Here is a 26,781-nt window from a genome sequence, read left to right as displayed (position 1 = left end):
CCCGGAAGCTCATGTCCGACACCAACAACAGCAACACCATGTGGGGCGGCCGTTTCGAAGGCGGCCCGGCCAGGGTGATGGAGAAGATCAACGCCTCGATCGGGTATGACCGGCGCTTCTACACGCAGGACATTCGCGGCTCGATCGCCCATGCCACAATGTTGGCGGACCAGGGCATCCTGACAAGGGACGATCTGGACCGGATCGTCGAGGGGCTGAACACGATTCTGCGAGAAATCGAGGAGGGCCGCTTCAAATTCTCGGCGGCCCTGGAAGACATCCACATGAATGTGGAAAGCCGCTTGCGTGAACTGATCGGGGATGCGGCGGGCCGGATGCATACCGCACGCAGCCGCAACGATCAGGTGGCGACTGATTTCAGGCTGTGGATCCGGGACACGATCGACCGCATCGACGCAATGCTGGTGGAACTGATCGAGGCCCTGCTGGGCCAGGCCGAAGCGCACGCTGAAACCGTCATGCCGGGCTTCACCCATCTGCAGGTCGCCCAGCCGGTGACCCTGGGCCATCACATGATGGCCTATGTCGAGATGGCCGGGCGCGACCGGGACCGCTTTGCCGAAACCCGCCGCCGTCTGAACGAGAGCCCGCTGGGGTCGGCGGCGCTGGCCGGCACGTCCTTCCCCATCGACCGGGAAGCGACGGCCAGGGCGCTGGATTTCGACCGCCCGACGGCAAACAGCCTTGATGCCGTGTCCGACCGCGATTTCGCGCTCGATTTCCTGCACGCATCGACAGTCTGTGCGATGCACCTGTCGCGGCTATCGGAAGAACTGGTCATCTGGTCGTCCGCGCAGTTCGGCTTCGTGAAACTGTCGGACGCCTTCTCGACCGGTTCGTCCATCATGCCGCAGAAGCGCAATCCGGACGCCGCGGAACTGGTGAAGGCCAAGATCGGCCGCGTGATGGGGGCCTATGTCGCGCTGATGACGGTCATGAAGGGCCTGCCCATGGCCTACGGCAAGGACATGCAGGAAGACAAGGAGACCGTCTTCGACGCCGCCGACACGATCGAACTGGCGATCACCGCCATGACCGGCATGGTCGCAGACCTGGAACCCAATGTGGCCGCCTTGCGCGATGCCGCATCGTCAGGTTTCGCGACCGCGACGGATTTCGCCGACTGGCTGGTCCAGAACCTGGACATGCCGTTCCGCGACGCACACCACGCCACCGGTGCCGCGGTCAGGATGGCCGAGGATCGGGGCTGTGATCTGGGCGACCTGCCGCTGAGCGACCTGCAGACCATCGAACCCGGACTGACGGAAGCGGTCTTCGAGGCCCTGACGGTCGAGAAGGCCGTGCACGGGCGCAAGTCTTACGGCGGCACTGCACCGGCGCAGGTGCGCGCGCAGATCGCCCGCTGGAAGGAGAAGCTGGCATGAAGATTTTCGTGACGCTGTTGCTCGTGACGCTGCTGGGCCTGTCCGCCTGCGGCAAGAAGGGCGATCCGAAGCCGCCGGCGAATGCGCCGGACGGCGCCCCGGCACCCGCCGAGCAGATGAAGCCGAAGGCATGAACCATTTCGACTACCGGAACGGTCACCTCCACGTCGAGGAGGTGCCGCTGGCGACCATTGCCGCCGAAGTGGGTACCCCGGCCTATGTCTATTCGGCGGCAACGCTGCGACGGCATTACAAGGTGTTCGCCGGCGCACTGGCGAGTGCAAACCCCGGCGTGAACCATACCATCTGCTATTCCATCAAGGCCAACTCGAATCAGGCCGTGATCAAGGTCCTGGCGGATCTGGGATCGGGGGCGGATGTGGTGTCGGGCGGCGAACTGAAGCGTGCGCTGCTGGCGGGCATCCCGCCGGAGAAGATCGTGTTTTCCGGCGTCGGCAAGACGGCGGCGGAAATGCGGGCCGCGCTGGCGGCGGGCATCAGGCAGTTCAACGTCGAAAGCGAACCTGAACTGGCCGTTCTTGCCGAAGTCGCGCTGAGCATGGGTGTGAAGGCGCCCGTCGCGTTCCGCATCAACCCCGACGTCGACGCCGAAACGCACGCGAAGATCTCGACGGGCAAGGCCGAGAACAAGTTCGGCATTCCCTTCGATCATGCGCGCGAGATCTATCGGCTGGCCGCCGCCCTGCCGTCCATCGAGATCGTCGGCGTCGATGTCCACATCGGGTCGCAACTGACCAACCTTGCCCCCTTCGAAAGCGCTTTCGCCCGTGTCGCCGAACTGACATCGGCGCTGCGCGAGGACGGGCACACGATCCGCAACATCGACCTCGGCGGCGGGCTGGGCATTCCCTATGTGCGCAACGCGCCCTGGCCGCAGCCGGACGCCTATGCCGCCATCGTCAACCGGACCGTCGGGCATCTGGGATGCGACCTGATCTTCGAGCCCGGCCGGATGATCGCGGGCAACGCAGGCATGCTGATGACGTCCGTCATCTACGTGAAACAGGGGACCGACCGCCGCTTCCTGATCCTCGACGCGGCGATGAACGACCTGATCCGGCCGGCCATGTATGACGCCCACCACGAGATCCTGCCGGAAAAGCAGCCCGATGACCGCTCCGGCTGGGATCGCGCCGATCTTGTCGGCCCCGTCTGTGAGACCGGCGACACCTTCGCCAGAGATTGTGAAGTGCCGCAGATGGCATCGGGTGATATTCTCTGTCTGGAAAGTGCGGGAGCCTATGGTGCCGTCATGGCATCGACCTACAACACCCGGCCTCTGATCGCCGAAATTCTGGTGGACGGAGATCGTTTTGCCACCGTTCGCCCGCGCGAGGATGTGGACCAGCTTATCGGCCGGGACCGGCTGCCGCCCTGGATGACGGACGACGAGACAGGGTAGCTCGCACCTGGGCAGTGAATGACAGGAGTTCGGATGGCGCAGCGAAAGCCCGACGGAACGGCAGACCTTCTGCAGAGGAAGGCTCAGTCCCGGCTTTGGCGAAAACGCACCGCGACCCGGCTGTCGATCTCCGTCGAGCGGCTTGTGCCCCTGTTCTGGCCGCCGGCAGCGCTCATCCTGCTGATCGTCGCGCTTTCCGTGACCGGGATATGGACTGCCCTGCCCGGGTGGCTGCATGTGGCCGTCCTGGGGGCGCTTGTGATCGCCGCCGCGGGCCTGCTGGTGCGCGGCATCATCCGGTTCCGGCCGGCCAGCGCAGACGAGGCGACCCGACGGCTGGAGGCATATGGCGTCGATCATCGGCCGCTGACCGCGATGAACGACGATCTGGCGCTCGGTCAGCGCGACCCTGCCGCGGAGGCGCTGTGGCAGGCGCACCGGCGGCGGATGGCCGAACGCATCGAGGCGCTGAGGGTCACGCCGCCGAACCCGGACATGGCCCGCCGGGACCCGTACGCCTATCGGTTCGCGGCGGTCTTTCTGCTGGTCCTCGGCCTGGCGATTGGCAGTACCGATCCTGGCGGCAACCTGATGGCCGCCCTCTCCCCCTCCTTCGATGCCGGAAAGGCCGACGAGACCGTTCTGGAAGCCTGGGTCACGCCCCCCGCCTACACCGGGCGCGCGCCGGTTTTCATCACGGCTGGCGCGACCGAAGATCCGCGGACCATCCAGGTGCCCGTGAACAGCCAGCTTCTGGCCCGTTTCCACGGGTCCGGCGACCCGGTTCTCGCATTCGGCGGGAACAGCCAGCCGTTCGACCGTGTCACGGACCGCGACCTTCAGCTTGAAACCGCCCTCACCGGGTCCGGTCTGCTGGAGATCCGTCGTGGCCGCTCGGTGCTGGGTGCCTGGCAGATCGAGATCGTCCCCGACACCGCACCCACGGTCGAGATCACCGAGGCACCCGAGCCGACGCTGCGCGGCGCGCTCCGGATCGCCTATCACGCGACAGACGATTACGGGCTGACCTTGATCGCCGCGCAGATCACCCGTCTGGACACGGATGAGGCGGTGGAGATCGAACTGCCCCTGCCGGGCCGGCGGCAGACGAAGATCACCGACGTCGTGTTCCGCGACCTGACCGATCACCCCTGGGCAGGGCTGCCGGTCGAACTGAACCTGAAGGTACGGGACGATGCGGACCAGATCGGCGTCAGCGCCCCCGTCGCCATGATCATGCCCTCGCGCAACTTCACGCAGCCGGCGGCCCGGGCCGTTATCGAGCAGCGCCGCAAGCTGATCCAGGATGCGGAGGCCAACCGAAGCTGGGTCGTCCGGGCGCTGGAGGCGCTGCAGATCAATCCCGGCACCTACAACGACGACCTGTCGGCCCATCTGATGCTGTCGCTGGCGAAATCGGAACTGCGGGACAGCGGCGATGACGCGACGATCTCGGAGAATGAACGGCTGCTCTGGCGGGCGGCCCTGCGCATTGAGGAAGGCCAGCTTGCGGTCGCGCTGAACAAGCTGCGCGATGTCCAGGAACGCCTGATGGAGGCCCTCGCCAACGGCGCTTCGGAAGAAGAAATCCAGCAACTGATGGACGAACTGCAGCAGGCCATGAACGAATATCTGGACTCCATGCAGCAGCAGGCCATGGAGCGGATGCAGAACGGCGAGGAACTGCCGAACAGCGATCAGGCGCGGCAGGTCGAGCAGCGGGCCCTGTCCGACCTGATCGACAAGGCCAGGGAACTGTCCCGGTCGGGTGCGCGCGATCAGGCGCGCGAAATGCTGTCGCAGCTTCAGAACATGCTGGAGAACCTGCAGATGGGCACACAGTCGCAGACGTCCCAGTCGGAACAGCAGGCGGACCAGATGATGGACGAACTGGGCCGCATGATGGAACAGCAGCAGCAGCTGATGGATCAGACCTACGAACGGCAGCAGCGCAGCCAGCAGCCCCAGGCACAGCGGCCCTCGCAACGCGACCCCTTCGCCTCTCCACGCCGGAACCGGTTTGGCCGCTCCCCCAACACTGATACGCAGAACCCGTCACGCGGCGGACAGCCCGGGGACACGGCGGACGAGGATCTCGCTGATGCCCAGGAACGCATCCGCCGGCAACTGGGCGAACTGATGCAGCAGCTTGGTGAGAACATGGGCCAGATCCCGGATGAACTCGGTCAGGCCGAGCAGTCCATGCGCGATGCCGAGGGCGCGCTGGGTCAGGGCGACAGGCAGGGTGCCATCGGCAGCCAGTCCGACGCCCTCAGCCAGTTGCGGCGCGGTGCGGAATCGGTGCTTGAGGACATGGCCAACAGGGGTCAGAACCCGGGCGACAACAACGAAGGGGCCAGCCAGGCCGGCATGGATGGCGAGCAGACCGATCCGCTGGGCCGGACGCCGACCGAGAGCTGGGGCGACACGAACGGCGATATCGTGCCCGGCGAGGGCACATTGCAGCAGTCGCGCGAAATCCTCGACGAACTGCGCAAACGTTCGGGCCAGCGCCATCGTCCGCCGCTGGAACTGGACTACATCGAGCGGCTGCTGAAACAGTTCTGACGCAGCAAACTTGCGTTCGCGGAACAAAGCTGCGAGGGTCTGCAACCGTTCGGGAGGAAACCGGACACGCGTCAACCAGAACCCTCAAGGGTGGGGGCGCTTCATAAAAGGACAGTCCAACGTGGCTGTCGCAGGGACGGCAAGAGAGTGAATGCATGAATGAGGCTGCCACGGGCGCCACTGACGGAGATCCGTTCGTCAGTTTTCAGGAAGTTCAGAAGAGTTACGATGGCGAAACGCTCGTCGTCAAAAACCTGAATCTGGACATCGCCAAGGGCGAGTTCCTGACCATGCTCGGCCCGTCGGGCTCGGGCAAGACCACCTGCCTGATGATGCTGGCGGGTTTCGAAACCCCCACGCACGGCAAGGTCATTCTGGACGGCGCACCGCTGAACAACGTGCCGCCGCACAAGCGCGACATCGGCATGGTGTTCCAGAACTACGCGCTGTTTCCGCACATGACGGTCGCCGAGAACCTCGCGTTCCCGCTGCATGTCAGGAAGATGAGCAAGGCCGAGGTCGAGCAGCGCGTGAACCGCGCCCTGGACATGGTCCAGCTTGGCGGCTTCGGTCATCGCCGCCCGGCACAGCTTTCGGGCGGGCAGCAGCAGCGCGTGGCCGTCGCCCGCGCCCTGGTCTTCGATCCGAAACTGGTTCTGATGGATGAGCCGCTGGGTGCACTGGACAAGCAGTTGCGCGAGCAGATGCAGTACGAGATCAAGCACATTCACGACAATCTGGGTGTCACGGTGGTCTACGTCACCCATGACCAGTCGGAAGCGCTGACCATGTCCAACCGGATCGCCGTGTTCAACGACGGCATCATCCAGCAGCTTGCGCCGCCCGACGACCTTTACGAGCGCCCGGACAACGCCTTCGTGGCGCAGTTCATCGGCGAGAACAACAAGCTGACCGGCACCGTCGAAGCCATCGAGAACGGCGTCTGCAAGGTACGCCTGGACAGTGGCGAGATCGCGACCGCCATGTCGATCAGCGATGCGGGCGTCGGCGGACAGACCATGCTTTCCATCCGGCCCGAACGGGTCCGGATCGCCGAGGAAGCCGCGAACTGCGATACGCAGGTCAGCGGCACCGTCGAGGAACTGATCTATCTGGGCGATCACATCCGGACCCGCATTTCCGTCTGCGGCCGCGATGATTTCGTCGTGAAAATACCGAATTCGACCGAGCGGGCCGGACTGACACCCGGCAACACGGTCGCACTGGGCTGGCGCACACGCGACTGCCGGGCACTGGATCGCCCGGACGATCTGTGAGCGCCGACCCTCAACAGTCCGAAACCAAGTAGCGAAAAGAAGGAGGCTAAACATGAAAAAATTAGCACTGACAGCCGCAGCGGCGGCGATGGCGGGCGGTATCGGCTTTGCCGGTACGGCATCCGCCGAAACCGAGCTGGTCATCGTCAGCTGGGGCGGCGCCTATTCCGCCAGCCAGCAGGGCGCCTATCACGACCCCTACATGGCCGCGAATCCTGACGTCAAGATCGTCAACGACGATTCCGCCAACGAGGCCGTGGCCAAGCTGCGCGCGATGAACGAAGCCGGCAACGTGACCTGGGATCTGGTCGACGTGGTTGCCGCGGACGCCATCCGTCTCTGCGACGAAGGCCTGGCCAAGGTCATCGACCACGACAAGGTCCTGGCCCCAGCCCCTGATGGCACGCCCGCATCGGAAGATTTCGGCGATCTGATCGTCTCGGAATGCTTCATCCCGCAGATCGTCTATTCGACGACCTTCGGTTATCGCACCGATCTGGTGAAGAAGACGCCGACCGATGTCTGCGATGTGTTCGACGTCGAAGGCATTCCGGGCAAGCGCGCGCTGGAAAAGAACCCGATCAACAACATGGAGTGGGCTCTGATCTGCGACGGCGTCGATCCGGTTCGCGTCTATGACGTGCTGGGCACGCCCGAAGGCCAGGAACGCGCCCTGAAGAAGCTGGGCACGATCAAGGACCATGTTGTCTGGTGGACCAAGGGTGCACAGACCCCGCAGCTGCTGGCTGACGGCGAAGTCGTGATGGGCTCGACCTACAACGGTCGTCTGTTCTCGGTTATCGAGGAAGAGAAGCAGCCGATCGCGATGCTGTGGGACTGGCAGGTGTTCGACCTGGACGGCTGGATCGTCCCGACGGGCACCAAGAACGAGGCCGCGGTGATGGACTACCTGAAGTTCGCCACGGACACGCAGCGTCTGGCGGATCAGGCCAAGTACATCTCCTACGGTCCGGCCCGCAAGTCGTCGGCTCCGCTGGTCGGCAAGCACGCCGAACTGGGCATCGAGATGGCACCGCACATGCCGACCGATCCGAACAACGCGAAGACCACCCTGCTCTACAACTATGAGTTCTGGGCGGACAATCGTGACGACATCGACGAGCGTTTCCAGGCCTGGCTGCTTCAGTAGGCCCGACGTTCGGTTGAGGATTCCGGGGCGGTGGCAAACCGCCGCCCCGGTTGCCTTCCCGACCGGCAGGCGCACGGAAACGATGCTTCATCCCCGAGCGGCGTGGTTCGCCCTTCCGGCATGCAGCACCTGAGAAACAGAATTTGCACGAACAGTGAGGTCCGGCCATGACCGAAGCCACGGTTGTCGAAGGCGGTCTGGTTACCGCTGACGGACGCCCCCTTCGTGCCAGCCTGAACCGCGCCCTGATGCGCAAGAAGCTGATCGCGGTGGGCATGGTGGTGCCGTTGTTCCTGTTCATCATGGTCACCTTCATGATCCCGATCGGGGACATGCTGCTGCGCTCGGTCGACAACGACATCGTCGCCGAGATCCTGCCCCGCTCGGTCGAGGCGCTGGAGGACTGGGACGAGACCTCGGGCGAACTGCCCGACGAGGCCGTCTTCAAGGCGATGGTCGAGGACCTGGTCGAGGCCAAGGCGGCCCGCGAGAACACCAAGGTCGGGCAGCGCCTGAACTATGAACGTCCCGGTATGTCCAGCCTCTTCCGCGGCTCGGCGCGCAAGGCCGGACGGATCAAGGAAGGCCCCTACAAGGAAGCCCTGATCAAGGCCGACAAGGACTGGGGCAAGGTCGAGACCTGGCAGACGATCAAACAGTTTTCCGGCCCCTACACGGCGGGCTATTTCCTGTCCGCGGTCGATGCCAAGCAGACGCCGGACGGTTCGATCGAATTCGTCGACAGCAACAAGGCCGTCTACGGCAAGCTGTTCCTCAGAACGATCATCCTGTCGACGGTGATCACACTGTTGACCCTGCTGCTCGGGTTTCCGATCGCGCTGCTGATCGCAACCCAGCCGGCGCGCATCGGCAACCTGCTGATCATCTGCGTGCTGCTGCCCTTCTGGACCTCGCTGCTGGTCCGGACCACAAGCTGGATCGCCCTGCTGCAGAAACAGGGGGTGATCAACGATATCCTGGTCTTCATCGGCCTGATCGGCGACGACGGCAGACTGGCCATGATCCACAATGCCACCGGCACCGTGATCGCCATGACGCACATCCTGCTGCCGTTCATGGTGCTGCCGCTCTACAGCGTGATGAAGACCATCCCGCCGACCTACATGCGTGCCGCCACGTCGCTGGGGGCGCATCCCTTCCCGGCATTCTGGAAGGTCTATTTCCCGAACACGATTCCGGGCATCGGCGCGGGCGCGATCCTCGTGTTCATTCTGGCCATCGGCTACTACATCACGCCGGAACTGGTGGGTGGCACCGACGGCACGTTCATCTCGAACCGCATCGCCTACAACATCTCGTCGTCATTGAACTGGGGACTGGCCGCCGCGCTGGGCGTGATCCTGCTGGGCATCGTGCTGGTCTTCTACCTGCTGTACGACAAGATCGTCGGCATCGATAACATGAAGCTGGGCTGAGACGATGGCTGCACTGCAACCCTACGCATCCCCGATCGAGCGCATCTGGTATTACGCCTTCCGCGTGATCTGCGGCATGGTCCTGTTCTTCCTGGTGTTCCCGCTGATCGTGATCATCCCGCTGTCGTTCAACGCGGTGCCGTTCTTCACCTTCACGCCGGAAATGCTGGCGCTGGACCCGGCGGGCTATTCCACCGAGTGGTACCGGGACTTCTTCACCAATCCGAACTGGCTGGGTGCGGTGGAGAATTCGCTGATCATCGCGGTATTCGCGACCATCCTGTCGACCTCGTTCGGCACGCTGGCGGCGCTGGGCCTGTCCCGGCCCGTGATGCCCTATCGCACGCTGATCATGTCGATCCTGATCTCGCCGATGATCGTGCCGCTGATCATCTCGGCGGCGGGCATGTTCTTCTTCTACAGCTCGGTCGGCCTGCAGGGCACGCACATCGGCGTCATCCTGGCCCATGCCGCGCTCGGCACGCCGTTCGTCGTCATCACGGTGACGGCAACGCTTGTAGGCTTCGACAACAATCTGATCCGCGCCTCTGCCAGCCTTGGCGCGACGCCGGTCCGGACCTTCTTCAAGGTGATCGTACCGCTGATCACGCCCGGCGTCATCTCCGGCGCGTTGTTCGCCTTCATCACCTCCTTCGACGAGGTCGTTGTGGTGTTGTTCGTCGGCTCGTTCGACCAGCGCACGATCCCGTGGCAGATGTTCTCCGGAATCCGCGAGCAGATCAGCCCGACCATCCTGGCGGTCGCGACGCTGCTGACCATCTTCTCGATGCTGCTGCTGTTCTCGCTGGAACTGCTCCGCCGCCGCAACGAACGCATGCGCGGCATCCAGCAGACGTAGGAAAAGTCACCGGGGCTTCGGATTCCCGCAACGGATAAACGTCAGGACGTCATTCTCCCCCTCATCAACCTGATGAGGAGAGAGCGATGTTCACGCCATTTGCCCTGAACGATCACATCATGCCCAATGGTGCCGCGGACGAGGACGATGTCCTGAAGACCAAGTCGGCCCTGCGCCAGACCGGAGACTACAAGGTGCCGGACTGGGGTCTGACCAACTGACCCGATCAGCCGATGCACGACGGCCTGAAAGCTTTCCAGGAACGTGAGGGGCTCGACCCCGACGGCTGGATTCGGCCCGGTGGCCCGACCGAGCGGACCCTGAATGCGGCGCTTTTCGAGCAATCCGACGACAGCGGGGACGGATTGGCAGGCACCCGCGTGTCGGCTTCGGTCGGTTCCGGCGGCGCGAACCGCCCGGATGACGTGAAGCGCGCCAAGTCCGCGCTGGGTGGCCTGGGTCTGTACCCGGCACCAGGGCCGCGCGCCCGGACGATGACGCCGAGGACGACCCGGATTTCACCTTCGCTGTCAGCGCCTTCGAGCGCGGATACCGGCTGCCGGTGACCGGCCGGATTGATCCCGGCAGCGCTGCAGCCACGCGACTGGAACGCCTCACCCGTCCCTTCGCGGCCCGGCGTCTGGCACAGAACAATCTGCGTGGCGGCACGAACCCCACCACCGCGCGCGCAGCAACCGTTCCGGCATCGCCCCCGGCCCGTTCGAAGCCTGCGGCCAAGCCAGCGCCCGCTCCGAAGCCAAAGGCAGGAACACCGCACCTGCACAAGTCCTTGAACCCCACCGACTTCGACGACCCCGCCTTCGGCGGCTGGTCACATTCCGACGCCATGCGACGCGGTGTCACCAAGAACGCGTCAGCAAATGCCGACGCGGGTCCGAGGCTCCCTGAGATCAACCTTGAGGCAGATCGGAAAAACAACATCCTGGCCAATGATGCGGCGGTCTTTCGGTTTTGGCATAACCCCTCCGCTCAATCTCGTGCGCCATGGTGGGAGGACCAAGACTTCGGTGCGGAAACTGTCGCGAAACACGCCGCCAAGATTGAGGAATTCGCCGAAAAACATCGGGTAGACCCTGACTTGGTCAAATCAATAATGTTCATGGAAAATGCCAGAGGAAATTTCGCAAACATCAACGAACTGGTCGACTACTTGGGGCTATCGAAATCCAAGGCTCCTATGAATATCAAGCCAACACCCTGGGACGAGTTGATGTCAGATCAGAACGCGGATTTCGATGACGAAGCGACCAATATCGAAGCTGGTGTCATCCTGATAAAACGCATTACTGACCGTCTTGAGAATCCGAGCCCGGCTGCCGTAGCCTCCGTCTGGAATTTCCTCGGTCGCGAAAAGACCAACGACATTGGCGCATATGTCGGTCGCATCTACGCTGAGAAACCATGGAACCGAGAATGACAAGCAACCCGAAGTCGCATGACAGTAAGCATCCGATCAGGTGGCTGCTTGTCGAATTTGGTGTTTCCGCGATTCTTGCGATTTCCCTCGTCGTCTACTGGTTCATTGTTCAGGACGCCGATTTCGAGGATTTCTGTGAGATCGTCTACGATGGCAGCGGTTGGGTGCCGATGTCGGATCAGTACGCACCGGATCTGTACTGCAAGCCGCGCTGGAACTTCACCATCTTCGCCGCGGTCTATTACTTCCTGATCGTCTTTGTGCCGCTGACGCTGACCAGACGGCTGATCCAGTTCGGGTATTGGCAGGTGAGACGCCACTCCTGACGCCGCTGCGCCTTGCCCCAACGGCACCGTGGACAGCCGCCTGACCGGCGCGGTAGTTTTGGCCAATCCGGGGAGGGGTGTCGATGGACCTTTCATTTTCAGCCGAGGAACTGGCTTTTCGCGAGGACGTGCGCGCCTTTCTGGCCGAGCACCTGCCCGACGATCTGGCCGAGAAGGTTCGCAGCCGCCGCGAACTGAAGCGCGACGACTACATGCGCTGGCAGAAGATCCTGCACCAGAAGGGCTGGATCGGCGGCTGGTGGCCGAAAGAGTACGGCGGTCAGGGCTGGAGCCCGGCCGAGCGGCATATCTTCGACGAGGAGTGCCACGAGGCCCATGCGCCGCCCCTGCTGCCGTTCGGTATCCAGATGGTCGGCCCCGTCATCTACACCTTCGGGCGGCCCGACCAGAAAGCGCATTTCCTGCCGCGCATCCTGTCGGGCGAGGACTGGTGGTGCCAGGGCTATTCCGAGCCCGGTTCCGGGTCCGATCTTGCCAGCCTGAAGACCACCGCCGTGCGCGACGGCGACGATTACATCGTCAACGGCCAGAAGATCTGGACCTCGCTGGCGCAATATGCCGACTGGATCTTCTGCCTGGTGCGGACCTCGTCCGAGGGCAAGGCGCAGCAGGGCATCAGCTTCCTGCTGATCGACATGAAGACGCCGGGCATTACCGTGCGCCCTCTGAAGCTGATGGATCAGGCGGCCCATGTGAACGAGGTCTTCTTCGAGGATGTGCGCGTGCCCGTCGCGAACCGCATCGGCGAGGAGAACAAGGGCTGGACCTACGCCAAGTTCCTGCTGGGGAACGAACGCGCAGGCATCGCCGAGGTCGCCTGGAACAAGAAGCTGCTGCAGAAGCTGAAGGATATCGCCTTCGCCACGCAGGCCGACGGCAAACCGCTCATCGAGGACAGCAATTTCTCGACACGGGTTGCGGAGACCGAGGTCAAGCTGACCGCGCTGGAATATTCCAACCTGCGCACGCTGGCCGGCATGCAGGACGGCTCGCCGCCGGGCGGGGAGGCTTCCATGCTGAAATTGATCGGGTCAGAAGTGACGCAATCGATTACCGAATTGACTGTCGAGGCGCTCGGGTACTATGCCGCGCCCTACGACACGCGCGACGATGCGCCCGGCAGCAACTGGACACCGGTCGGTCCCGACCATGCCGAGGGCGTGCTGGCGCAGCATCTTTTCATGCGCGCGATCACCATCGCCGGCGGGTCGAGCGAAATTCAGAAAAACATCATCGCAAAGATGGTGTTGGGACTTTAAGTTGACCGTCGGCGCGTGACGCCGGCACGAGCGGGAGGAAGACACATGGATTTCAATCTTTCTGAAGAGCAGCAGCTCCTGAAAGACAGCGTGGATCGTTTCATTCTGGACGATTACGACTTCGAGAAGCGGCGCAAGATCGCCAATTCCGACGACGGCTATTCCGAGGACAACTGGAAGACCTTCGCCGAGCTGGGCTGGCTGGCCGTGGGCCTGCCGGAGGAATATGGCGGCTTCGGCGGTCCGATCGAAACCATGATCGTGATGGAGGCCATCGGCCGCGGTCTGGTTACCGAACCCTACATGCAGACGGTCGTGCTGGGCGGCGGCTTCATCGCCGAGGCCGGGTCCGAGGACCAGAAGAACGAGATCCTGCCCGCCATCGCCGAGGGCAAGTGCAAGATCAGCTTCGCCTATGCCGAGCCGACCTCGCGCTTCAACCTGGCCGATGTCTCGACGAAGGCCGAGAAATCCGGCGACGGCTGGAAGCTGTCCGGTCACAAGTCGGTGGTCTATGGCGCAGCGAGCGCGGACAAGATCATCGTCTCGGCCCGCACCTCGGGCGGTCAGCGCGACCGTGACGGCATCTCGCTGTTCATCGTCGACAACAACACGAACGGCCTGTCGCGCCGCGACTATCCGACCGCCGACGGCCTGCGCGCCTCGGAAGTGATGCTGGAAGGCGTCGAGGTCGGTGCCGACGCGCTGCTGGGCGAGGAAGGCAAGGCCATGGGCGTGATCGAGAAGGTCACCGACGGCGCGCTGGCCGCGCTGTGCGCCGAGGCCGTCGGCTGCATGGAAGTGCTGAAGGACGAGACCAACGAATACCTGAAGACCCGCAAGCAGTTCGGCGTGCCGATCGGCAAGTTCCAGGTGCTGCAGCACCGCATGGTCGACTGCTTCATCGAACTGGAGCAGTCCCGGTCGATGTCCTACATGGTCACGCTGAAGCTGGACGAAAGCGACGAGGAACGCCGCAAGGCCGCCTCCGCCGCCAAGGCCCAGATCGGCAAGGCCGGCACCTTCGTCGGCGCGCAGTCGGTGCAGATGCACGGCGGCATGGGCATGACCGACGAACTGAAGATCAGCCACTACTACAAGCGGCTGATGCAGATCGACACCATGTTCGGCAACCGCGACTGGCAGCTGAAACAGTTCGCCGCCCTGACGCAGTAATCCACCCGCGACAGAGCGCACGGGATCACGGCCCCGGATCATCCGATCCGGGGCCGTTTTCGTCCGGGCGCAGGACGTTCGGAAACACGTAACGCATAATCCCCCGGTCCTCATGATCGTCTCCATTGGCAACAAAGGAGGCTGCAATGTTTGAACTGGAACTGGAAGACGAGGTCGGACCGGATCGCTCGGTCCGAAAGACGGACACGCGCCGCACGAAGTCAGCGCTATCGGAGCTCGGAAAGTATGGCCGGAGCCCGTCGCAGGCGAGCGGGTTTCCGGACAGCGAAATGTTAGGGTTCGTGGACCGATACATATCCAGCAATCTACCAAGACCTTGGGACTGGATGGGGTGCGGTATCATGTATTCTGGCACCCTTTGGACAAGGATGGAGAGCCTGAAGTGCTTGTGAAGCCGCCGTCGGGTCGACCAATTGAGCGCGGTGGTCATGATCTTCCCTTTGTGGATCGGCTCAACCGGCTTGACCCGCCCTACGAGAACGAGCATGGCCGGGAGGTTCGAATCGAGGTGCCGCCGCAGCCGCACTACAATTCGAACTCGGCGTGGTCGGATATCAACTTGTACCTGCCGAAAAGGGAACGTCAGATATCGGAGCCTGATCGCCGATGAGCAGATCCAGTCTGGTGATCGCAGCAACAATGACGATTTTCGCTGCAGTCTCTGCTTCTGTCCTCTTTCTCTTTGGATCGGATGGCGTCTCACCGAAAAGCCCGACTGTTGATTGTCGGGTTGGTGTCAGAGCTTTCGATCAGGAAGGCAGCCGGACTCCCGAAACTGTAGACACATATTCTGAAATGGCGATCGGCACATCGAACGCTCTTCGGTTCGGGATCAAGACCATCCTGCATGAATGGCAGCCGCGGCGAACCACACTCGACTTCCACGCCCCCTGTCCGGATCGCGTGGAGCGTGCCCGGTGGCTCGCGGATATTCATGCATTCAGAACGTCGGACGACGATCGCATCGTTTTCTATACCGCCGACGAGAGCGACCCTCGAGGTTATCGAGCACATGGGGATGAGCCACGATGAGAATCGTCTTGCTGACTGTCGCCATGATCATTCCAGCCCTGCTGTTCGCGGTCCATCTGTTCACGCTCGACAAATGGACACTCGATCCAGAGGTGTGGCGCGTCGCGGATCCGGTTGTGCAGACGCGGGCCGATTGCATGGTTCAGGTGCGGCAGGATTCGCGGTCCGATGCTTCAGTGTCTGAAGTGCGGCAGCGGTCGGCGGATTTCCGGGCCATGATCGACAGGCTCGCCCACGCCCGCGCGCTGCCCGCCGCCGAGGTTGCCATCGAAGAAGACCCCGCGCTGCTGACCCTGACGCTGATTCATGATTGCCCGAGGCGCGCGGAAGCGGTTCGGTTGATGATCGACTTTCACGCCATCGTCCGTCCGGAAGCACCGGCTTTCACCTTGGTCTCCGAGACGGTGAGCCTGTCCGATACGGCGCACCCCGCTACGGGCCCGGCCTGGCGGGACGGCAGGCGATAGTCAGCCGTTGCTGTAGTTCACGCACACCCGGCGCGTCTCGTCGGTGCTCAGCGGCTCGCCGGTGATGCCGCAGCGGGCCGTGTCCGCCGCTTCGCCGCAACCGCTGCCCCGGGGAATGTGACGGCAACAGGCAGCGCAGACACCGAACAGCGGCGCATCCTTGTTGTCCTGAACCGCCGCAAGCAGACGGCTGAGCCCCTGCACCATGGCGGCGGACGCATCGCCGTCCATCGTGGCGACAGCCTGTTCGATCCGCTTCACCGGGTCGCGCAGGATCAGCGATTCACCCTGCGGCGTCAGATCAATCAGGCACACCCGCTTGTCACGGTCGCTGGGACGGCGCGTCAGCAGGCCCTTGTTCTCCAGCGCGGTGATGGTCTGCGAGACGGTGCCCTTGGTCGCGCACAGGAACTGCGCCACCGCGCCCGGCGTGCGCGAATATCTGTTGGCCCGGCTGAGGAAACGCAACGCTTCCCACTGCGCCGGGTTCAGCCCGTCCACATACTGCAGTTCCCGCGTCAGCCTGCCCAACCGGTCGATCAGCTCGGCGACGCGCGGCCCGGCCTCGCCGAAGCCGGGTCGACCCGCTGCATCGTCAACCAAGTTTTCGTATGGTTTCGACTCGAAATTTTTCACTTGAGGGGCTTTTGCCATACCCATAACGTATCGAGGCGAAACCAATTGTCCAGCGTGACCGTGCACAGCGTGACGGTCGGTCGCGTCTGGCCCCCGGTCTACAGGGATCCTTTCGGGTCTGGCAGGCGGGGACAGGACATACAGAAGGACGGTTGCCATGATACACGACGACAGCATCCACTCCGCCCGGAACGAGCAGCGCTTCATCTCGACCGCCATGTCGATGCCGCTGCTCTCCGCGGATCATGAGCAGGATCTGGCCTTTCGCTGGCGCGACGAGGGCGACGAGCGCGCCCTGCACGAACTGGTCTCGGCCTACATGCGTCTGGTGGTATCGACGGCATCGAAATTCCGCGCCTACGGGTTGGCACGCGCCGATCTGGTGCAGGAAGGCTGTGTGGGCCTGATGCAGGCCGCCGCGCGGTTCGAACCGGAACGGGGCGTGCGTTTCTCGACCTACGCGACCTGGTGGATTCGTTCGTCGATGCAGGAATTCGTGCTGCGCAACTGGTCCATCGTCCGCTCAGGCACCAGCGCCTCTCAGAAGGCCCTGTTCTTCAACCTGCGGCGGCTGCGGGCACAGATCGACGGAGCCGGTGCCACCAGCCTGTCGGAGGATGCGCGGACGCAGATTTCGGAGCGGCTGAAGGTGTCGCAGCGCGAGGTCATCGCCATGTCGGACCGCCTGTCGTCGCGGGACCAGTCGATGAACGTGCCGCTGGGCGAGGAAGGCGGCGACGAATGGGGCGATTTCATGGTGGACGACCGGCCCAGCCCGGAAGACGTCACCATGACCAACCGCGACGGCAGCACGCGCGGACGCTGGCTGCGCGCGGCCCTGGCCGACCTGACCGACCGCGAACGCATGATCGTCACCGAGCGGAAGCTGAACGACGAGAAGGTGACGCTGGAGGAACTGGGCGTGCAGCTTGGCGTGACCAAGGAACGTGTCCGGCAGATCGAGCACAAGGCGCTGCAGAAACTTTCAGATGGGGTCCTGCGCCGCGCGCGCGATGCCGCGGAAGGGCTGGAACGGCTTGCCTCACCGGAAGGTGACGATCTGGCGGCTTGATCGCCGCGCGTCCCGGGCCACGTAATCGCCCGGATAACCAGAACAGGGAATGCAACCATGAGCGAGAAATTCACCCCCGGCGACAAGATGCCCGAATTCACCCTGCCGAAGGTCGGCGGCGGCGAGATCAGGGTCGGCGGCTCCGGCAAATGGCAGATGGCCATCGTCTACCGCGGCAAGCACTGCCCGATCTGCAAGCGCTATCTGAGCGGCATTCCCGACCTGAAGGACAAGCTGGACGAACTGGGCGTCGAAGTCGTCGCCATGTCTGCCGACTCAGAGGATCAGGCCACCGAAATGATGGCGGAAGTCGGTGTGGACGTACCCGTCGGCTATGGCATGGACAAGGCGACCATGCAGAAGCTCGGCCTCTATATCTCGGAACCGCGCCCGAACGAGACCGACCACCAGTTCCCCGAACCGGGCCTGTTCGTGACGAACCCCGACGGTCAGGTGCAGATCTTGGACATTTCCAACGCGCCGTTTGCCCGCCCGGATCTCGCGAGCATCCTGAACGGGATCAGCTTCGTGCAGAACAAGGGCTATCCCATTCGCGGAACGGCTTCCTGATACCCGATAACTGCGCGTTCATCTGACCGCGCGAATGTCCTATCCTCCCTGTCGGTGATCTGACGGGGAGGAACGACCATGAACAATCCGATGGGCCTTGAGGGCCATACCATTCTGGTGACGGGCGCGGCGCAGGGCATTGGCCGAGCGGTGGCGCAGCACGCTGCCGAACTGGGCGCGCGCGTTGCCATCAACGACATGAACGCGGACGGGCTGGCGGAAACATCCGACCTGCTGGGCCGCGACGACACGCTGATCCACGTCGGCTCGGTGGCCGATGCGGGCTTCGTCGAGCAGATGGTGAACGACACCGTCAAGCAGGCCGGCGCGATCCACGGGCTGGTGAACAACGCCGGCATCGTGCGCGCGGCCATGATCCACAAGATGCCGCTGCAGACCTGGCAGGAAGTCATCGACGTCAACCTGACCGGCGTCTACCTGTGCCTGCAGGCGGTGGGCCGTCACATCATCGACCGCCGCAAGGACGGCGACACGGCACCGGGCCGGATCGTCAATGTCTCCTCCATCGCCGGACGGCGTGGCACCATCGGTCAGATCAACTACGGTGCGGCCAAGTCCGGCGTGCTGGGCCTGACCATGAGCGCCGCGCGTGAGTGGGGCCGCCACGACATCAACGTGAATTCGGTGGCCTTCGGTCTGGTCGAAACGCCCATGACCGAAACCATCCGCGGCGAGAAATTCCGCGACCAGTACATGGCCAGCATCCCGCTGGGCCGTTTCTCGACACCCGAAGAGGTCGCGACACCCGTCTGTTTCCTGCTGGGCGGCGGGGCCAGCTACATCACCGGCCAGCACCTGACAATTGATGGTGGTTCGCACATCGGATTCTGATCAGGCTTGGATTAACACCCCGGCCTCGTGCCGGGGCAAGCCTGGCAGGACCGAAACTGGGGAGATACGATCATGACCGCCAAACACATCATCGACATGACCGGCAAGGTCGTTCTGATCACCGGGGGCAGCCGGGGCATGGGGCGCGAGATGGCGCTGGGGTTTGCCGCCGCCGGGGCCGATATCATCGTCGCCAGCCGCAAATATGCGAACTGCGATGCCGTCGCCGAGGAAATCCGGGCCATGGGCCGCCGCGCCCTGCCCTTCGGTGCGCATGTGGCGCAATGGGGCGACTGCGACAGGCTGATAGACGCCGCATACGCGGAATTCGGGCGGGTCGACGTGCTGATCAACAATGCGGGCATGTCGCCGCTGTATGAAAAGCCGACCGACATCACCGAGGAACTCTACGACAAGGTGCTGGACCTGAACCTGAAGGGACCATTCCGCCTCGCCTCGGTGATCGGGGAGCGGATGATGGAGGGCGACGGCGGGTCGATCATCAACATCTCGTCCGTCGCCGCGATCCGTCCGCGCAAGAACGTCATCACCTACGCCGCGGCCAAGGCCGGCCTGAACGCCATGACCGAGGCGCTGGCCGACGCGATGGGTCCGAAGGTGCGGGTGAACTGCATCATGCCGGGTCCGTTCCTGACCGACATTTCCAAGGCCTGGGATCTGCGGGCTTTCGAGGAACGCGCCCAGACCACCATCGCCATGAAACGCGGCGGCCAGCCGGACGAGGTCGTCGCCGCCGCGCTTTATCTGGCGTCGGACCATGCGGGCTACACGACGGGTGCCATCCTGAAGATCGACGGCGGCAGCAGGTAGATACGTCAGACGACGGTAACCGGCTCGACCATCCCGAATTCCGCGATCGGTTCGTAGATCGCGCCTTCGGAACCGAGGAAGCTTTCGAACAGCGTGAAGCCGTCGGCTGCGAATGGCGGCAGGAACAGGCTCGCGTTCTCGATCAGGTATCTGTCCAGCCTGTTCCGGTCGGGATTGCGCATGCGGGCGAGCGTGATGTGGGGATGAAAGCGACGCCGTTCGGGGGCATACCCCGCGCGCTGGGCGATCTGCTCGATCTTCTGGTTCAGATGGGACAGGCCCGGGTCGGCAACCACGTCGGCGTAGAGCATCCGCTGACGCCGCCGCTCCCCGAACAGCCCAAGGCCGTCGATGCGAATCGGCACAGGCGCGACGCGCAACCGGGACAGATCGCCGATCAGGTCCTCGGCCTGCCCCCCGTCCGTCTCGCCGAGGAAGCGCAGGGTGATGTGATAATTGTCCGGCGCGACCCAGCGCGCACCGGGAATGCCGCCGGCCAGCATCGAAAGCCGCTGTGTGACATCTTCGGGCAGCGGAATGCCCACGAACAGTCTCATCGGATCGCTCCGTCAGATTGCGGCGTATCAGAGTATCTTGAGCACATCCTCCGGCGGTCGGCCCACCGCAGCCCGGCCGTTGGCGAGCACGATCGGGCGTTCCATCAGTTTCGGTGTCGCGACCATGGCATTGATCAGAGCACCGTCATCCAGTGCCGCATCATTCAGCCCCTGCTCCTTGTATTCCGGTTCCTTGACCCGCATCAGTTCGCGCGGGGTCCGGTTCAGCTTGGCCAGAATGTCCGCGATTTCGGGCGCGCTGGGCGGCGTCTTCAGATATTCGATGATGGAGGGCTCGATACCCTTCTCGCGCAGCAGTTCCAGCGTCTGGCGCGATTTCGAACAGCGGGGATTGTGGTAGATCGTGACATCCATGGGTCATGCTCCTGTGCTGTTGCCCTGCAATCAGACGCAAAGCGCCGATTCGGTGCAAGCCTGTCGTCCGACTATGGCGAATTCAGGACATCCGCGACCGGTCCGGCCATCCGCTCGGCGATGATCTTCACGCCGTCCGGGTTCGGGTGGATTCCATCCGCCTGGTTCAGTTCGGCCTCCGCCGCAACCCCATCCAGCAGGAACGGATAGAGCGGCACGCCCTCGGCACCGGCGAGTTCAGGATAGATGGCGTTGAACTGCTGGGCGTACTCGGACCCCATGTTGGGCGGGGCGTACATGCCCGCCAGCATGACAGGCACATCGCGGTCCTGAAGCTGTGCCACGATGCCGGCGAGATTGGCACGCGTATCCGCCGGATCGATCCCGCGCAGGCCGTCGTTCGCCCCCAGCGCCACGATCACCAGATCGGGCTGTCCCTGCACCGCCCAGTCCAGCCGCGACAGCCCGCCCGCCGTGGTGTCGCCGGAGACGCCGGCATTCTCGACCGTTGCGGTGATGCCCCTGTCCTCCAGCGCCTTTTCAAGTTGCACCGGCAGTTCCTCACCCGCGTTCAGGCCATAGCCCGCGGTGATGGAATCGCCCAGCATCACCACCCGTTTTGTGTCATCGGCCATGATCGGCTGGGCCATCAGCAGCGTAACCAAAAGCAACAAGACGTTGAACGGGTGCAGGACCCGGCCATATCGGGTTCTGGATCGTATTGAAATTGCCGGAAGTGAATTCATGGGTGACAGCCTGATCAGTCTCAAGAATGTCCATCTGACGCTGGACGGGGCCGCCGGACCGGTGAAGATCCTGAACGGCATTGACCTTGATATAGGGGCTGGCGAGAGCGTTGCCATCCTTGGCCCCTCCGGCTCGGGCAAATCTACCCTGTTGTCGATCGTCGGCGGACTGGAAGGCGTCTCCTCGGGGCAACTCAGTTTCGCGGGCCGCGACATGACCGTCATGGACGAAGACGAACTGGCGCTGTTCCGCCGCGAACATGTCTCGATCGTGTTCCAGTCGTTCCACCTGTTGCCGACCATGACGGCCATCGAGAATGTCGCCGCGCCGATGGAACTGGCGGGCAAGGCCGATCCCTTCCCCCGCGCCGAGAAGGAACTGGCAGCCGTCGGCCTTTCCGAACGCAAGGGCCATTATCCCAGCCAGATGTCCGGCGGCGAGCAGCAGCGCGTGGCGCTCGCACGCGCGCTGGCCATGGACCCGGAACTGATCCTGGCCGACGAGCCGACCGGCAATCTGGACGGCGAGACCGGGCAGATGATCGTCGACCTGATGTTCGGTGCGAACCGCGACCGCGGCGCGACCCTGATGCTGGTCACCCATGACGAGAAACTCGCCCGCCTGTGCCAGCGCATCGTGCGGCTTAAGGACGGCGAGATTGCTTCCCAGGAAGTCACCGACGTCGGGCGCGCCGCCTGATGGGTGCTGCGTTCAGACTGGCCCTCCGGGATCTGCGCGGCGGCCTGGCCGGATTCCGCATCTTCCTGCTTTCGCTCGCGCTGGGCGTGGCCGCCATCGCGGGCGTCGGTTCGCTCACGTCGTCCATCGTCGACGGGCTGAAGGAAAACGGGCGTGTCATTCTGGGCGCGGACGTCGATCTGCGTCTGACCCACCGTCCCGCGACCGAAAGCGAATATGCATGGCTTGTCCAGAACGCCGATGCGGTCGGTACAACGCTGGAAATGCGCACCATCGTCCGCGCGGTCGGCAATGACAACCGCGCGCTGGCCGAACTGAAGGCCGTTGACGATACCTACCCGATCTACGGCACGGTCGACCTGGCCGGCGGCGGCACGCTGGCAGATGCGCTGGCCACCAACGCCGGCCTGCCAGGCGCCGTGGTGGAGGAAGTTCTGGCCAACCGGTTGGACCTGAAGATCGGCGATCAGGTCCGGGTCGGTTCGGCGGATTTCGAATTGCGCGGGTTGATCGAACGCGAACCGGACCGTTCGTCAGGCGGTGCGGTGACGCTGGGCCCGCGCATCATGGTACATGCCGACGCGGTCGACGCGACCGGGCTGGTGCAGGTTGGCAGCCTGATCCACTGGCACTACAAGGTGCAACTGCCGACCGGCGAGCCGGTCGCCGCATTCCGCACGGCGCTGAGCGACGCATTGCCCGATGCGGGCTGGCGCGTCCGGGATCGCGACAATGGAGCACCCGGCATCGCCTCGTTCCTGGAACGGCTCCGCATCTTCCTGACGCTGGTCGGCTTGACCGCGTTGCTGGTGGGCGGCGTCGGCGTCGGCAATGCCGTCAAGGCCCACCTGGATGCCAAGCGCAGCCAGATTGCCGTCCTCAAGGCACTGGGAGCCACCGGTGGCGACATCACCCGCATCTATCTGATCCAGATCATCCTGCTGGCGTTTGCCGGCATCGTTGTCGGCCTGCTGATCGGCGGCAGCGTGCCTTTCCTCGCCGGCAGCCTGCTGGCCGACGCCCTGCCGGCACCGCCCAGTGCCTCCATCTATCCCGGCGTGCTGGGGCTGGCGGTGCTGTTCGGGCTGCTGGTGACACTGACCTTCGCGCTCTGGCCCCTCGGTGTGGCGCGCAGGACCCGCGCCGCCGAACTGTTCCGCGCGGCCATGGGCGAAACCGGCGGACGGCCCGGTCGATGGTTCGTGCTCGGCACGGGAGTTTCGCTGCTGGGCCTGTGCGGGCTGACCCTGTTCAGCTCATCCGAGCCGCAGTTCGCGCTGTGGTTCATTCTGGGTGCGGCGGGCGTGTTCATCGTGCTGCGCCTGGCCGCCATGGGCATCGCGGCCCTGGCGAAACGCGCCATCGGCCCACGGCGCACAGCTTTCCGGATGGCGCTCGCCAACCTGCACCGGCCCGGCGCGCCGACGGCCTCGGTGATGATATCGCTGGGACTGGGCGTCACCCTGCTGGCCGCCATCGCCCAGATCGAAGGCAATGTCACTGGTCAGGTCGACCAGCGCGTCGCCGAGGAGGCCCCCGCCTTCTTCTTCGTCGATATCCAGCCCGACCAGCTAGAGCCATTCCTGGCCATGGCCAACGGCATCGACGGGGTCAGCAATGTGAAGACTGTACCGTCCCTCCGGGGCCGCATCTCCGCCGTCAACGGGGTGCCGGCGTCCGAGGCTGTCGTGGACCCGTCGGAAGCCTGGGTGCTGCGCGGCGATCGCGGTCTGACCTATATGGACACGCCGCCACCGAACAGTCCCATCGTCGAGGGTGAATGGTGGCCTGCCGACTATCAGGGCCCGCCGCTGGTCAGCTTCGAGGATGAGGCGGCGGCCGGGCTGGGCGTCGGCATCGGCGACAGGCTGACCGTCAATGTGCTGGGCCGCGACCTGACCGTTGAGATCGCCAGCCTGCGCAAGATCGACTGGGGCACGTTCCAGATCAACTATCTGCTGATCTTCAGCCCGAATGCGCTGGCAGGTGCACCGCACACCGTCCTGGCGACGGCGGAAGCCACGGATACGGCGGACAAGGCCCTGTTCCGGGCGGTGACCGACACCTTCCCCAACATCACCGTCATCCGGGTGAAGGAAGCGATGGAGCTGTTCGAGAATCTGCTGGGACAGATCTCGACCGCGATCCGCGCCGCATCCGGCGTCACGCTGGTCGCGGGCCTGATTGTGCTGGCGGGCGCCATCGCCGCCGGACATCGCCGTCGCGTCCGGGAATCCGTCATCCTGAAAGTGCTCGGCGCGACCCGTCGGCAAGTGCTGAAGATACAGGCCATCGAGTTCGCGCTGCTGGGCACGGCGACCGGCATCGTCGCTGCCATCGCCGGATCGCTGGCGGCCTGGGCGATCATCGATCTGGTGATGCAGGGCGATTTCAGCGTGCTTCCCGTGCGGCTCGCCGTCGTCATCATCGGTGCCATCGCGCTGACGACAGGTTTCGGCCTGTATGGCGCACACCGCGCTCTGCGCCGCAAACCCGCCGCCGAACTGCGCGAAGCCTGATCAAGGTCGGAGCGATGTCCCCGTCGTTCCAGACGTTCCGGTTTCGGATTTGAACGGCCCAACGCACGGAGAGTCACCCCCGCCTCCGTGCGGGGGCAACGGCCGACCCGGCAAGCGCCGCGCGCGTCAGCTATTCAGGAAGGCCCCCGGATAAACCGGGAATGACAGTCCGGGAGCCGGCGATCCCGTCGAAGACGCGGCGGCCCTAGACGAACCTGTAGGGGCCGCCTTTTTCCAGGGCACGCTTGTAGCCGTCTCGGGACTGCGTGCGCTCCGTGAAGCCTTTCAGGTTCGGGCGTTTCGCCAGGAACCCCTGCAGGTTGGCGATATCGGTCACGAAACTCATGTTGAAATCGGCGGCGGAGATCTCGCTGCCCAGCAGGAAGTCACGCCCTTCCAGCGCGCCCTCCATGTAGTCCAGGTGATTGTCGATCTCGCCCATGATGCGTGGCATCAGCGGCGCAGCGGCATCGCCCAGCCGGCTGGTATAGAGGCTGAGCAGGAACGGCAGCATCGCCGAGCCTTCGACGAAGTGTATCCACTGCAGATAGTCCAGATGCTCCGGGCTGTCCTTGGCGGGCGCGAACCGACCCTCGCCATAGGTATCGGACAGATACTCCAGGATCGCGCCCGTTTCAGCGATGACCCGGCCTTTGTCCTCGATGACCGGCGACTTGCCCAGCGGATGGACCTGCTTCAGTTCCGGCGGCGCGAGATTGGTCTCGGGATCGCGCTGATAGGTCTTGATCTCATAGTCGATGCCGAGCTCCTCCAGAAACCAGAGCACACGGTGCGAGCGGGAATGTTCGAGATGATGAAGAAGGACCATGGTTGCGCTCCGGCATTTTTCCGTTTCAGGTACGCGGGAGCATAGTTGAGATCGCCGCGCGCGCGACCGCAAAACACGTCTCCCGAAGGAGCGATACATGAAAGCAGCCGTCTGTCGCGCCTTCGGGCAGCCCCTCTCGATCGAAGAGGTGGAGGTTGCGCCGCCCGGCCCCGGCGAAATCCGCGTGAAGATGGCCGCCTGCGCCATCTGCCACAGCGATATTTTCTTCGCCGACGGAGCCTGGGGCGGCGACCTGCCGGCGGTCTACGGTCACGAGGCTGCGGGGATCGTCGAGACCGTCGGCGACGGGGTTTCAGGCCTCGCGGTGGGCGATCACGTCGTGGTCACGCTGATCCGGTCGTGCGGCCAATGCCCCTCCTGCGCCGTCGGCATGCAGGTGACCTGCGACGCGCAGTTTCCGCTGGACACCGCCTCGCCGATCCGGACCACCGCCGGAGAGCCGCTGGGCCACGGGCTGCGCACGGGCGCGTTCGCCGAGTATGTCACCGTCGATCACAGTCAGGCCGTCGCAATCCCGAAAGAGATACCGCTGGATGCCGCCTCGCTGCTGGCGTGCGGTGTGATCACCGGGTTCGGCGCGGTCGCCAACACCGCACGGATCGAGGCCGGATCGACGGTCGCGGTGATCGGTGCGGGCGGCGTCGGCCTGAACAGCGTGCAGGGTGCGGCGCTGAACGGTGCGTCGCTGATCGTGGCCATCGACATCGCCGACGACAAGCTGGCAGCGGCGAAGACCTTCGGTGCCACCCACACGCTGAACAGCCGCAGCGATGACCTGAAGACGGCCATCGCCGATCTGACGGCGGGCAAGGGCGTCGATTACGTATTTGCAACCGTCGGCGTGAAGCAGGCCATCGCGCAGTGTTTCGATATCGCGGCCCCGGGCGGCGCCATCGTGCTGGTCGGCATGCCGCCCAGCGGCGATCTGATCGATCTGGATCCCGGCACCGTCGCGGCGCTGAACCAGCGTATACTCGGCTCCAAGATGGGCACTGCCCGCATTCAGGTCGATATCCCCTATCTGATTACCCTGTATCAGCAGGGTCGCCTGAAGCTGGATGAACTGATCACCGGGCGATACCCGCTGGACCGGATCAACGAAGCGTTCGATTCCGTCCGGCGGGGCGAAGCGCTGCGCAATGTCATCGTGTTCTGATTTGGCTACGAACAACCTTCCCCCCTCAGGGGGAAGGAGAAGAAAAGTCGCTCACTGT

At 64.0% G+C, this 26,781-nt stretch carries 28 protein-coding genes; 23 read left to right on the top strand and 5 right to left on the bottom strand.

The genetic code is table 11. The features are described from left to right. The first annotated feature begins 11 nt into the window (after positions 1-11). The 16 genes from argH (at position 12) to ACN0X7_RS16250 (ending at position 15,859) form a co-directional block, all read left to right on the top strand. The gene (gene argH / locus ACN0X7_RS16325; RefSeq protein ID WP_417519188.1) at positions 12-1,406 is read left to right on the top strand and encodes an argininosuccinate lyase; all 1,395 of its coding nucleotides are present in this window, start codon (positions 12-14) and stop codon (positions 1,404-1,406) included. Then, positions 1,403-1,540, top strand: a complete 138-nt coding sequence (gene lptM, locus ACN0X7_RS16320) for an LPS translocon maturation chaperone LptM (RefSeq protein ID WP_417519186.1) — start codon at positions 1,403-1,405, stop codon at positions 1,538-1,540. The genes argH and lptM overlap by 4 nt, the downstream gene beginning before the upstream one ends. Continuing rightward, positions 1,537-2,829: a diaminopimelate decarboxylase gene (lysA, locus tag ACN0X7_RS16315; RefSeq protein ID WP_417519184.1), complete on the top strand. Its 1,293-nt coding sequence runs from the start codon at positions 1,537-1,539 to the stop codon at positions 2,827-2,829. Before lptM ends, lysA begins: the two co-directional genes overlap by 4 nt. A 33-nt stretch (positions 2,830-2,862) precedes the next feature. Further along, a complete protein-coding gene (locus ACN0X7_RS16310; RefSeq protein WP_417519182.1) occupies positions 2,863-5,397 on the top strand; it encodes a TIGR02302 family protein in 2,535 nt (844 codons plus the stop codon). 155 nt (positions 5,398-5,552) lie between these two features. Further along, positions 5,553-6,674 (top strand): ABC transporter ATP-binding protein, encoded by a 1,122-nt coding sequence (locus ACN0X7_RS16305; protein ID WP_417519180.1) that lies wholly within the window; start codon positions 5,553-5,555, stop codon positions 6,672-6,674. 52 nt (positions 6,675-6,726) lie between these two features. Continuing rightward, positions 6,727-7,824: an ABC transporter substrate-binding protein gene (locus ACN0X7_RS16300; protein WP_417519178.1), complete on the top strand. Its 1,098-nt coding sequence runs from the start codon at positions 6,727-6,729 to the stop codon at positions 7,822-7,824. A gap of 167 nt (positions 7,825-7,991) precedes the next feature. Continuing rightward, on the top strand, positions 7,992-9,260 hold the full coding sequence (locus tag ACN0X7_RS16295; protein WP_417519176.1) for an ABC transporter permease: 1,269 nt from the start codon (positions 7,992-7,994) through the stop codon (positions 9,258-9,260). Positions 9,261-9,264: 4 nt separating this feature from the next. Then, entirely contained in the window at positions 9,265-10,119 is an 855-nt protein-coding gene (locus ACN0X7_RS16290; protein WP_417519174.1) for an ABC transporter permease, read from the top strand. A gap of 86 nt (positions 10,120-10,205) precedes the next feature. Further along, positions 10,206-10,340: a hypothetical protein gene (locus tag ACN0X7_RS16285; RefSeq protein WP_417519172.1), complete on the top strand. Its 135-nt coding sequence runs from the start codon at positions 10,206-10,208 to the stop codon at positions 10,338-10,340. A 12-nt stretch (positions 10,341-10,352) separates the two neighbouring features. Further along, complete coding sequence (locus tag ACN0X7_RS16280; RefSeq protein WP_417519170.1) at positions 10,353-10,685, top strand: hypothetical protein; 333 nt, start codon at positions 10,353-10,355, stop codon at positions 10,683-10,685. Next, the gene (locus tag ACN0X7_RS16275; protein WP_417519168.1) at positions 10,682-11,557 is read left to right on the top strand and encodes a hypothetical protein; all 876 of its coding nucleotides are present in this window, start codon (positions 10,682-10,684) and stop codon (positions 11,555-11,557) included. The genes ACN0X7_RS16280 and ACN0X7_RS16275 overlap by 4 nt, the downstream gene beginning before the upstream one ends. Further along, entirely contained in the window at positions 11,554-11,883 is a 330-nt protein-coding gene (locus ACN0X7_RS16270; RefSeq protein WP_417519166.1) for a hypothetical protein, read from the top strand. The genes ACN0X7_RS16275 and ACN0X7_RS16270 overlap by 4 nt, the downstream gene beginning before the upstream one ends. Positions 11,884-11,966: 83 nt before the next feature. Further along, positions 11,967-13,163, top strand: coding sequence for an acyl-CoA dehydrogenase family protein (locus ACN0X7_RS16265; RefSeq protein ID WP_417519164.1), 1,197 nt, complete (start codon positions 11,967-11,969; stop codon positions 13,161-13,163). Positions 13,164-13,208: 45 nt separating this feature from the next. Beyond that, positions 13,209-14,339, top strand: coding sequence for an acyl-CoA dehydrogenase family protein (locus ACN0X7_RS16260; protein ID WP_417519162.1), 1,131 nt, complete (start codon positions 13,209-13,211; stop codon positions 14,337-14,339). Positions 14,340-14,966: 627 nt separating this feature from the next. Next, positions 14,967-15,392, top strand: coding sequence for a hypothetical protein (locus ACN0X7_RS16255; RefSeq protein ID WP_417519160.1), 426 nt, complete (start codon positions 14,967-14,969; stop codon positions 15,390-15,392). Positions 15,393-15,400: 8 nt separating this feature from the next. Next, positions 15,401-15,859, top strand: a complete 459-nt coding sequence (locus ACN0X7_RS16250; protein WP_417519158.1) for a hypothetical protein — start codon at positions 15,401-15,403, stop codon at positions 15,857-15,859. On the opposite strand, the gene ACN0X7_RS16245 is transcribed toward ACN0X7_RS16250, so the two are convergent. Beyond that, positions 15,860-16,462, bottom strand: a complete 603-nt coding sequence (locus tag ACN0X7_RS16245; RefSeq protein WP_417519156.1) for a MarR family winged helix-turn-helix transcriptional regulator — start codon at positions 16,460-16,462, stop codon at positions 15,860-15,862. It abuts the gene before it with no gap. A gap of 190 nt (positions 16,463-16,652) precedes the next feature. Between ACN0X7_RS16245 and ACN0X7_RS16240 the strand changes: the two genes are divergently transcribed. The 4 genes from ACN0X7_RS16240 to ACN0X7_RS16225 all read left to right on the top strand — a co-directional run bounded on the left by ACN0X7_RS16240 (position 16,653) and on the right by ACN0X7_RS16225 (position 19,820). Continuing rightward, positions 16,653-17,567: an RNA polymerase factor sigma-32 gene (locus ACN0X7_RS16240; RefSeq protein ID WP_417519154.1), complete on the top strand. Its 915-nt coding sequence runs from the start codon at positions 16,653-16,655 to the stop codon at positions 17,565-17,567. Positions 17,568-17,624: 57 nt separating this feature from the next. Next, positions 17,625-18,137, top strand: coding sequence for a peroxiredoxin-like family protein (locus tag ACN0X7_RS16235; protein WP_417519152.1), 513 nt, complete (start codon positions 17,625-17,627; stop codon positions 18,135-18,137). A gap of 78 nt (positions 18,138-18,215) precedes the next feature. Beyond that, entirely contained in the window at positions 18,216-18,989 is a 774-nt protein-coding gene (locus tag ACN0X7_RS16230; RefSeq protein ID WP_417519150.1) for an SDR family NAD(P)-dependent oxidoreductase, read from the top strand. A gap of 72 nt (positions 18,990-19,061) precedes the next feature. Beyond that, entirely contained in the window at positions 19,062-19,820 is a 759-nt protein-coding gene (locus ACN0X7_RS16225; RefSeq protein WP_417519148.1) for an SDR family NAD(P)-dependent oxidoreductase, read from the top strand. A gap of 5 nt (positions 19,821-19,825) precedes the next feature. Here the strand turns inward: ACN0X7_RS16225 and thpR are convergent, their stop codons facing one another. The 3 genes from thpR to ACN0X7_RS16210 all read right to left on the bottom strand — a co-directional run bounded on the left by thpR (position 19,826) and on the right by ACN0X7_RS16210 (position 21,402). Continuing rightward, entirely contained in the window at positions 19,826-20,377 is a 552-nt protein-coding gene (thpR, locus tag ACN0X7_RS16220) for an RNA 2',3'-cyclic phosphodiesterase (RefSeq protein ID WP_417519146.1), read from the bottom strand. Positions 20,378-20,404: 27 nt separating this feature from the next. Then, positions 20,405-20,752, bottom strand: coding sequence for an arsenate reductase (glutaredoxin) (gene arsC, locus ACN0X7_RS16215; protein ID WP_417519144.1), 348 nt, complete (start codon positions 20,750-20,752; stop codon positions 20,405-20,407). 71 nt (positions 20,753-20,823) lie between these two features. Beyond that, positions 20,824-21,402 carry an arylesterase gene (locus ACN0X7_RS16210; RefSeq protein WP_417519142.1) on the bottom strand — a complete coding sequence of 193 codons (579 nt, stop codon included), beginning with the start codon at positions 21,400-21,402 and terminating at the stop codon, positions 20,824-20,826. A 94-nt stretch (positions 21,403-21,496) separates the two neighbouring features. On the opposite strand from ACN0X7_RS16210, the gene ACN0X7_RS16205 reads away from it, so the two are divergent. Both ACN0X7_RS16205 and ACN0X7_RS16200 read left to right on the top strand, forming a co-directional pair. Continuing rightward, entirely contained in the window at positions 21,497-22,198 is a 702-nt protein-coding gene (locus ACN0X7_RS16205) for an ABC transporter ATP-binding protein (RefSeq protein ID WP_417519140.1), read from the top strand. Next, positions 22,198-24,717, top strand: a complete 2,520-nt coding sequence (locus tag ACN0X7_RS16200; protein ID WP_417519138.1) for an ABC transporter permease — start codon at positions 22,198-22,200, stop codon at positions 24,715-24,717. The genes ACN0X7_RS16205 and ACN0X7_RS16200 overlap by 1 nt, the downstream gene beginning before the upstream one ends. A 205-nt stretch (positions 24,718-24,922) precedes the next feature. On the opposite strand, the gene ACN0X7_RS16195 is transcribed toward ACN0X7_RS16200, so the two are convergent. Then, complete coding sequence (locus tag ACN0X7_RS16195) at positions 24,923-25,546, bottom strand: glutathione S-transferase family protein (RefSeq protein WP_417519136.1); 624 nt, start codon at positions 25,544-25,546, stop codon at positions 24,923-24,925. 97 nt (positions 25,547-25,643) lie between these two features. Between ACN0X7_RS16195 and ACN0X7_RS16190 the strand changes: the two genes are divergently transcribed. Further along, positions 25,644-26,723, top strand: a complete 1,080-nt coding sequence (locus tag ACN0X7_RS16190) for a Zn-dependent alcohol dehydrogenase (protein WP_417519135.1) — start codon at positions 25,644-25,646, stop codon at positions 26,721-26,723. The last annotated feature ends 58 nt before the right edge of the window (positions 26,724-26,781 follow it).

Source organism: Minwuia sp. (assembly GCF_048263705.1).
Classification (GTDB): Bacteria; Pseudomonadota; Alphaproteobacteria; order Minwuiales; family Minwuiaceae; genus Minwuia.
Note: the sequence above shows the minus strand (reverse complement) of the source record. Positions and strands in the feature narration are given on the sequence as shown.

Bases quoted from the DNA above. Each gene is read 5' to 3' on its own strand.
- ACN0X7_RS16225 (WP_417519148.1), top strand. From the start codon at position 19,062: ATGACCGCCAAACACATCATCGACATGACCGGCAAGGTCGTTCTGATC.
- ACN0X7_RS16300 (WP_417519178.1), top strand. From the start codon at position 6,727: ATGAAAAAATTAGCACTGACAGCCGCAGCGGCGGCGATGGCGGGCGGT.
- ACN0X7_RS16290 (WP_417519174.1), top strand. From the start codon at position 9,265: ATGGCTGCACTGCAACCCTACGCATCCCCGATCGAGCGCATCTGGTAT.
- ACN0X7_RS16270 (WP_417519166.1), top strand. From the start codon at position 11,554: ATGACAAGCAACCCGAAGTCGCATGACAGTAAGCATCCGATCAGGTGG.
- ACN0X7_RS16260 (WP_417519162.1), top strand. From the start codon at position 13,209: ATGGATTTCAATCTTTCTGAAGAGCAGCAGCTCCTGAAAGACAGCGTG.
- ACN0X7_RS16295 (WP_417519176.1), top strand. From the start codon at position 7,992: ATGACCGAAGCCACGGTTGTCGAAGGCGGTCTGGTTACCGCTGACGGA.
- ACN0X7_RS16235 (WP_417519152.1), top strand. From the start codon at position 17,625: ATGAGCGAGAAATTCACCCCCGGCGACAAGATGCCCGAATTCACCCTG.
- ACN0X7_RS16230 (WP_417519150.1), top strand. From the start codon at position 18,216: ATGAACAATCCGATGGGCCTTGAGGGCCATACCATTCTGGTGACGGGC.
- ACN0X7_RS16285 (WP_417519172.1), top strand. From the start codon at position 10,206: ATGTTCACGCCATTTGCCCTGAACGATCACATCATGCCCAATGGTGCC.
- ACN0X7_RS16305 (WP_417519180.1), top strand. From the start codon at position 5,553: ATGAATGAGGCTGCCACGGGCGCCACTGACGGAGATCCGTTCGTCAGT.
- ACN0X7_RS16200 (WP_417519138.1), top strand. From the start codon at position 22,198: ATGGGTGCTGCGTTCAGACTGGCCCTCCGGGATCTGCGCGGCGGCCTG.
- ACN0X7_RS16195 (WP_417519136.1), bottom strand. From the start codon at position 25,546: ATGGTCCTTCTTCATCATCTCGAACATTCCCGCTCGCACCGTGTGCTC.
- ACN0X7_RS16310 (WP_417519182.1), top strand. From the start codon at position 2,863: ATGGCGCAGCGAAAGCCCGACGGAACGGCAGACCTTCTGCAGAGGAAG.
- ACN0X7_RS16240 (WP_417519154.1), top strand. From the start codon at position 16,653: ATGATACACGACGACAGCATCCACTCCGCCCGGAACGAGCAGCGCTTC.
- ACN0X7_RS16280 (WP_417519170.1), top strand. From the start codon at position 10,353: ATGCACGACGGCCTGAAAGCTTTCCAGGAACGTGAGGGGCTCGACCCC.
- ACN0X7_RS16265 (WP_417519164.1), top strand. From the start codon at position 11,967: ATGGACCTTTCATTTTCAGCCGAGGAACTGGCTTTTCGCGAGGACGTG.
- ACN0X7_RS16190 (WP_417519135.1), top strand. From the start codon at position 25,644: ATGAAAGCAGCCGTCTGTCGCGCCTTCGGGCAGCCCCTCTCGATCGAA.
- thpR (WP_417519146.1), bottom strand. From the start codon at position 20,377: ATGAGACTGTTCGTGGGCATTCCGCTGCCCGAAGATGTCACACAGCGG.
- ACN0X7_RS16210 (WP_417519142.1), bottom strand. From the start codon at position 21,402: ATGGCCCAGCCGATCATGGCCGATGACACAAAACGGGTGGTGATGCTG.
- ACN0X7_RS16205 (WP_417519140.1), top strand. From the start codon at position 21,497: ATGGGTGACAGCCTGATCAGTCTCAAGAATGTCCATCTGACGCTGGAC.
- lysA (WP_417519184.1), top strand. From the start codon at position 1,537: ATGAACCATTTCGACTACCGGAACGGTCACCTCCACGTCGAGGAGGTG.
- lptM (WP_417519186.1), top strand. From the start codon at position 1,403: ATGAAGATTTTCGTGACGCTGTTGCTCGTGACGCTGCTGGGCCTGTCC.
- arsC (WP_417519144.1), bottom strand. From the start codon at position 20,752: ATGGATGTCACGATCTACCACAATCCCCGCTGTTCGAAATCGCGCCAG.
- ACN0X7_RS16255 (WP_417519160.1), top strand. From the start codon at position 14,967: ATGAGCAGATCCAGTCTGGTGATCGCAGCAACAATGACGATTTTCGCT.
- argH (WP_417519188.1), top strand. From the start codon at position 12: ATGTCCGACACCAACAACAGCAACACCATGTGGGGCGGCCGTTTCGAA.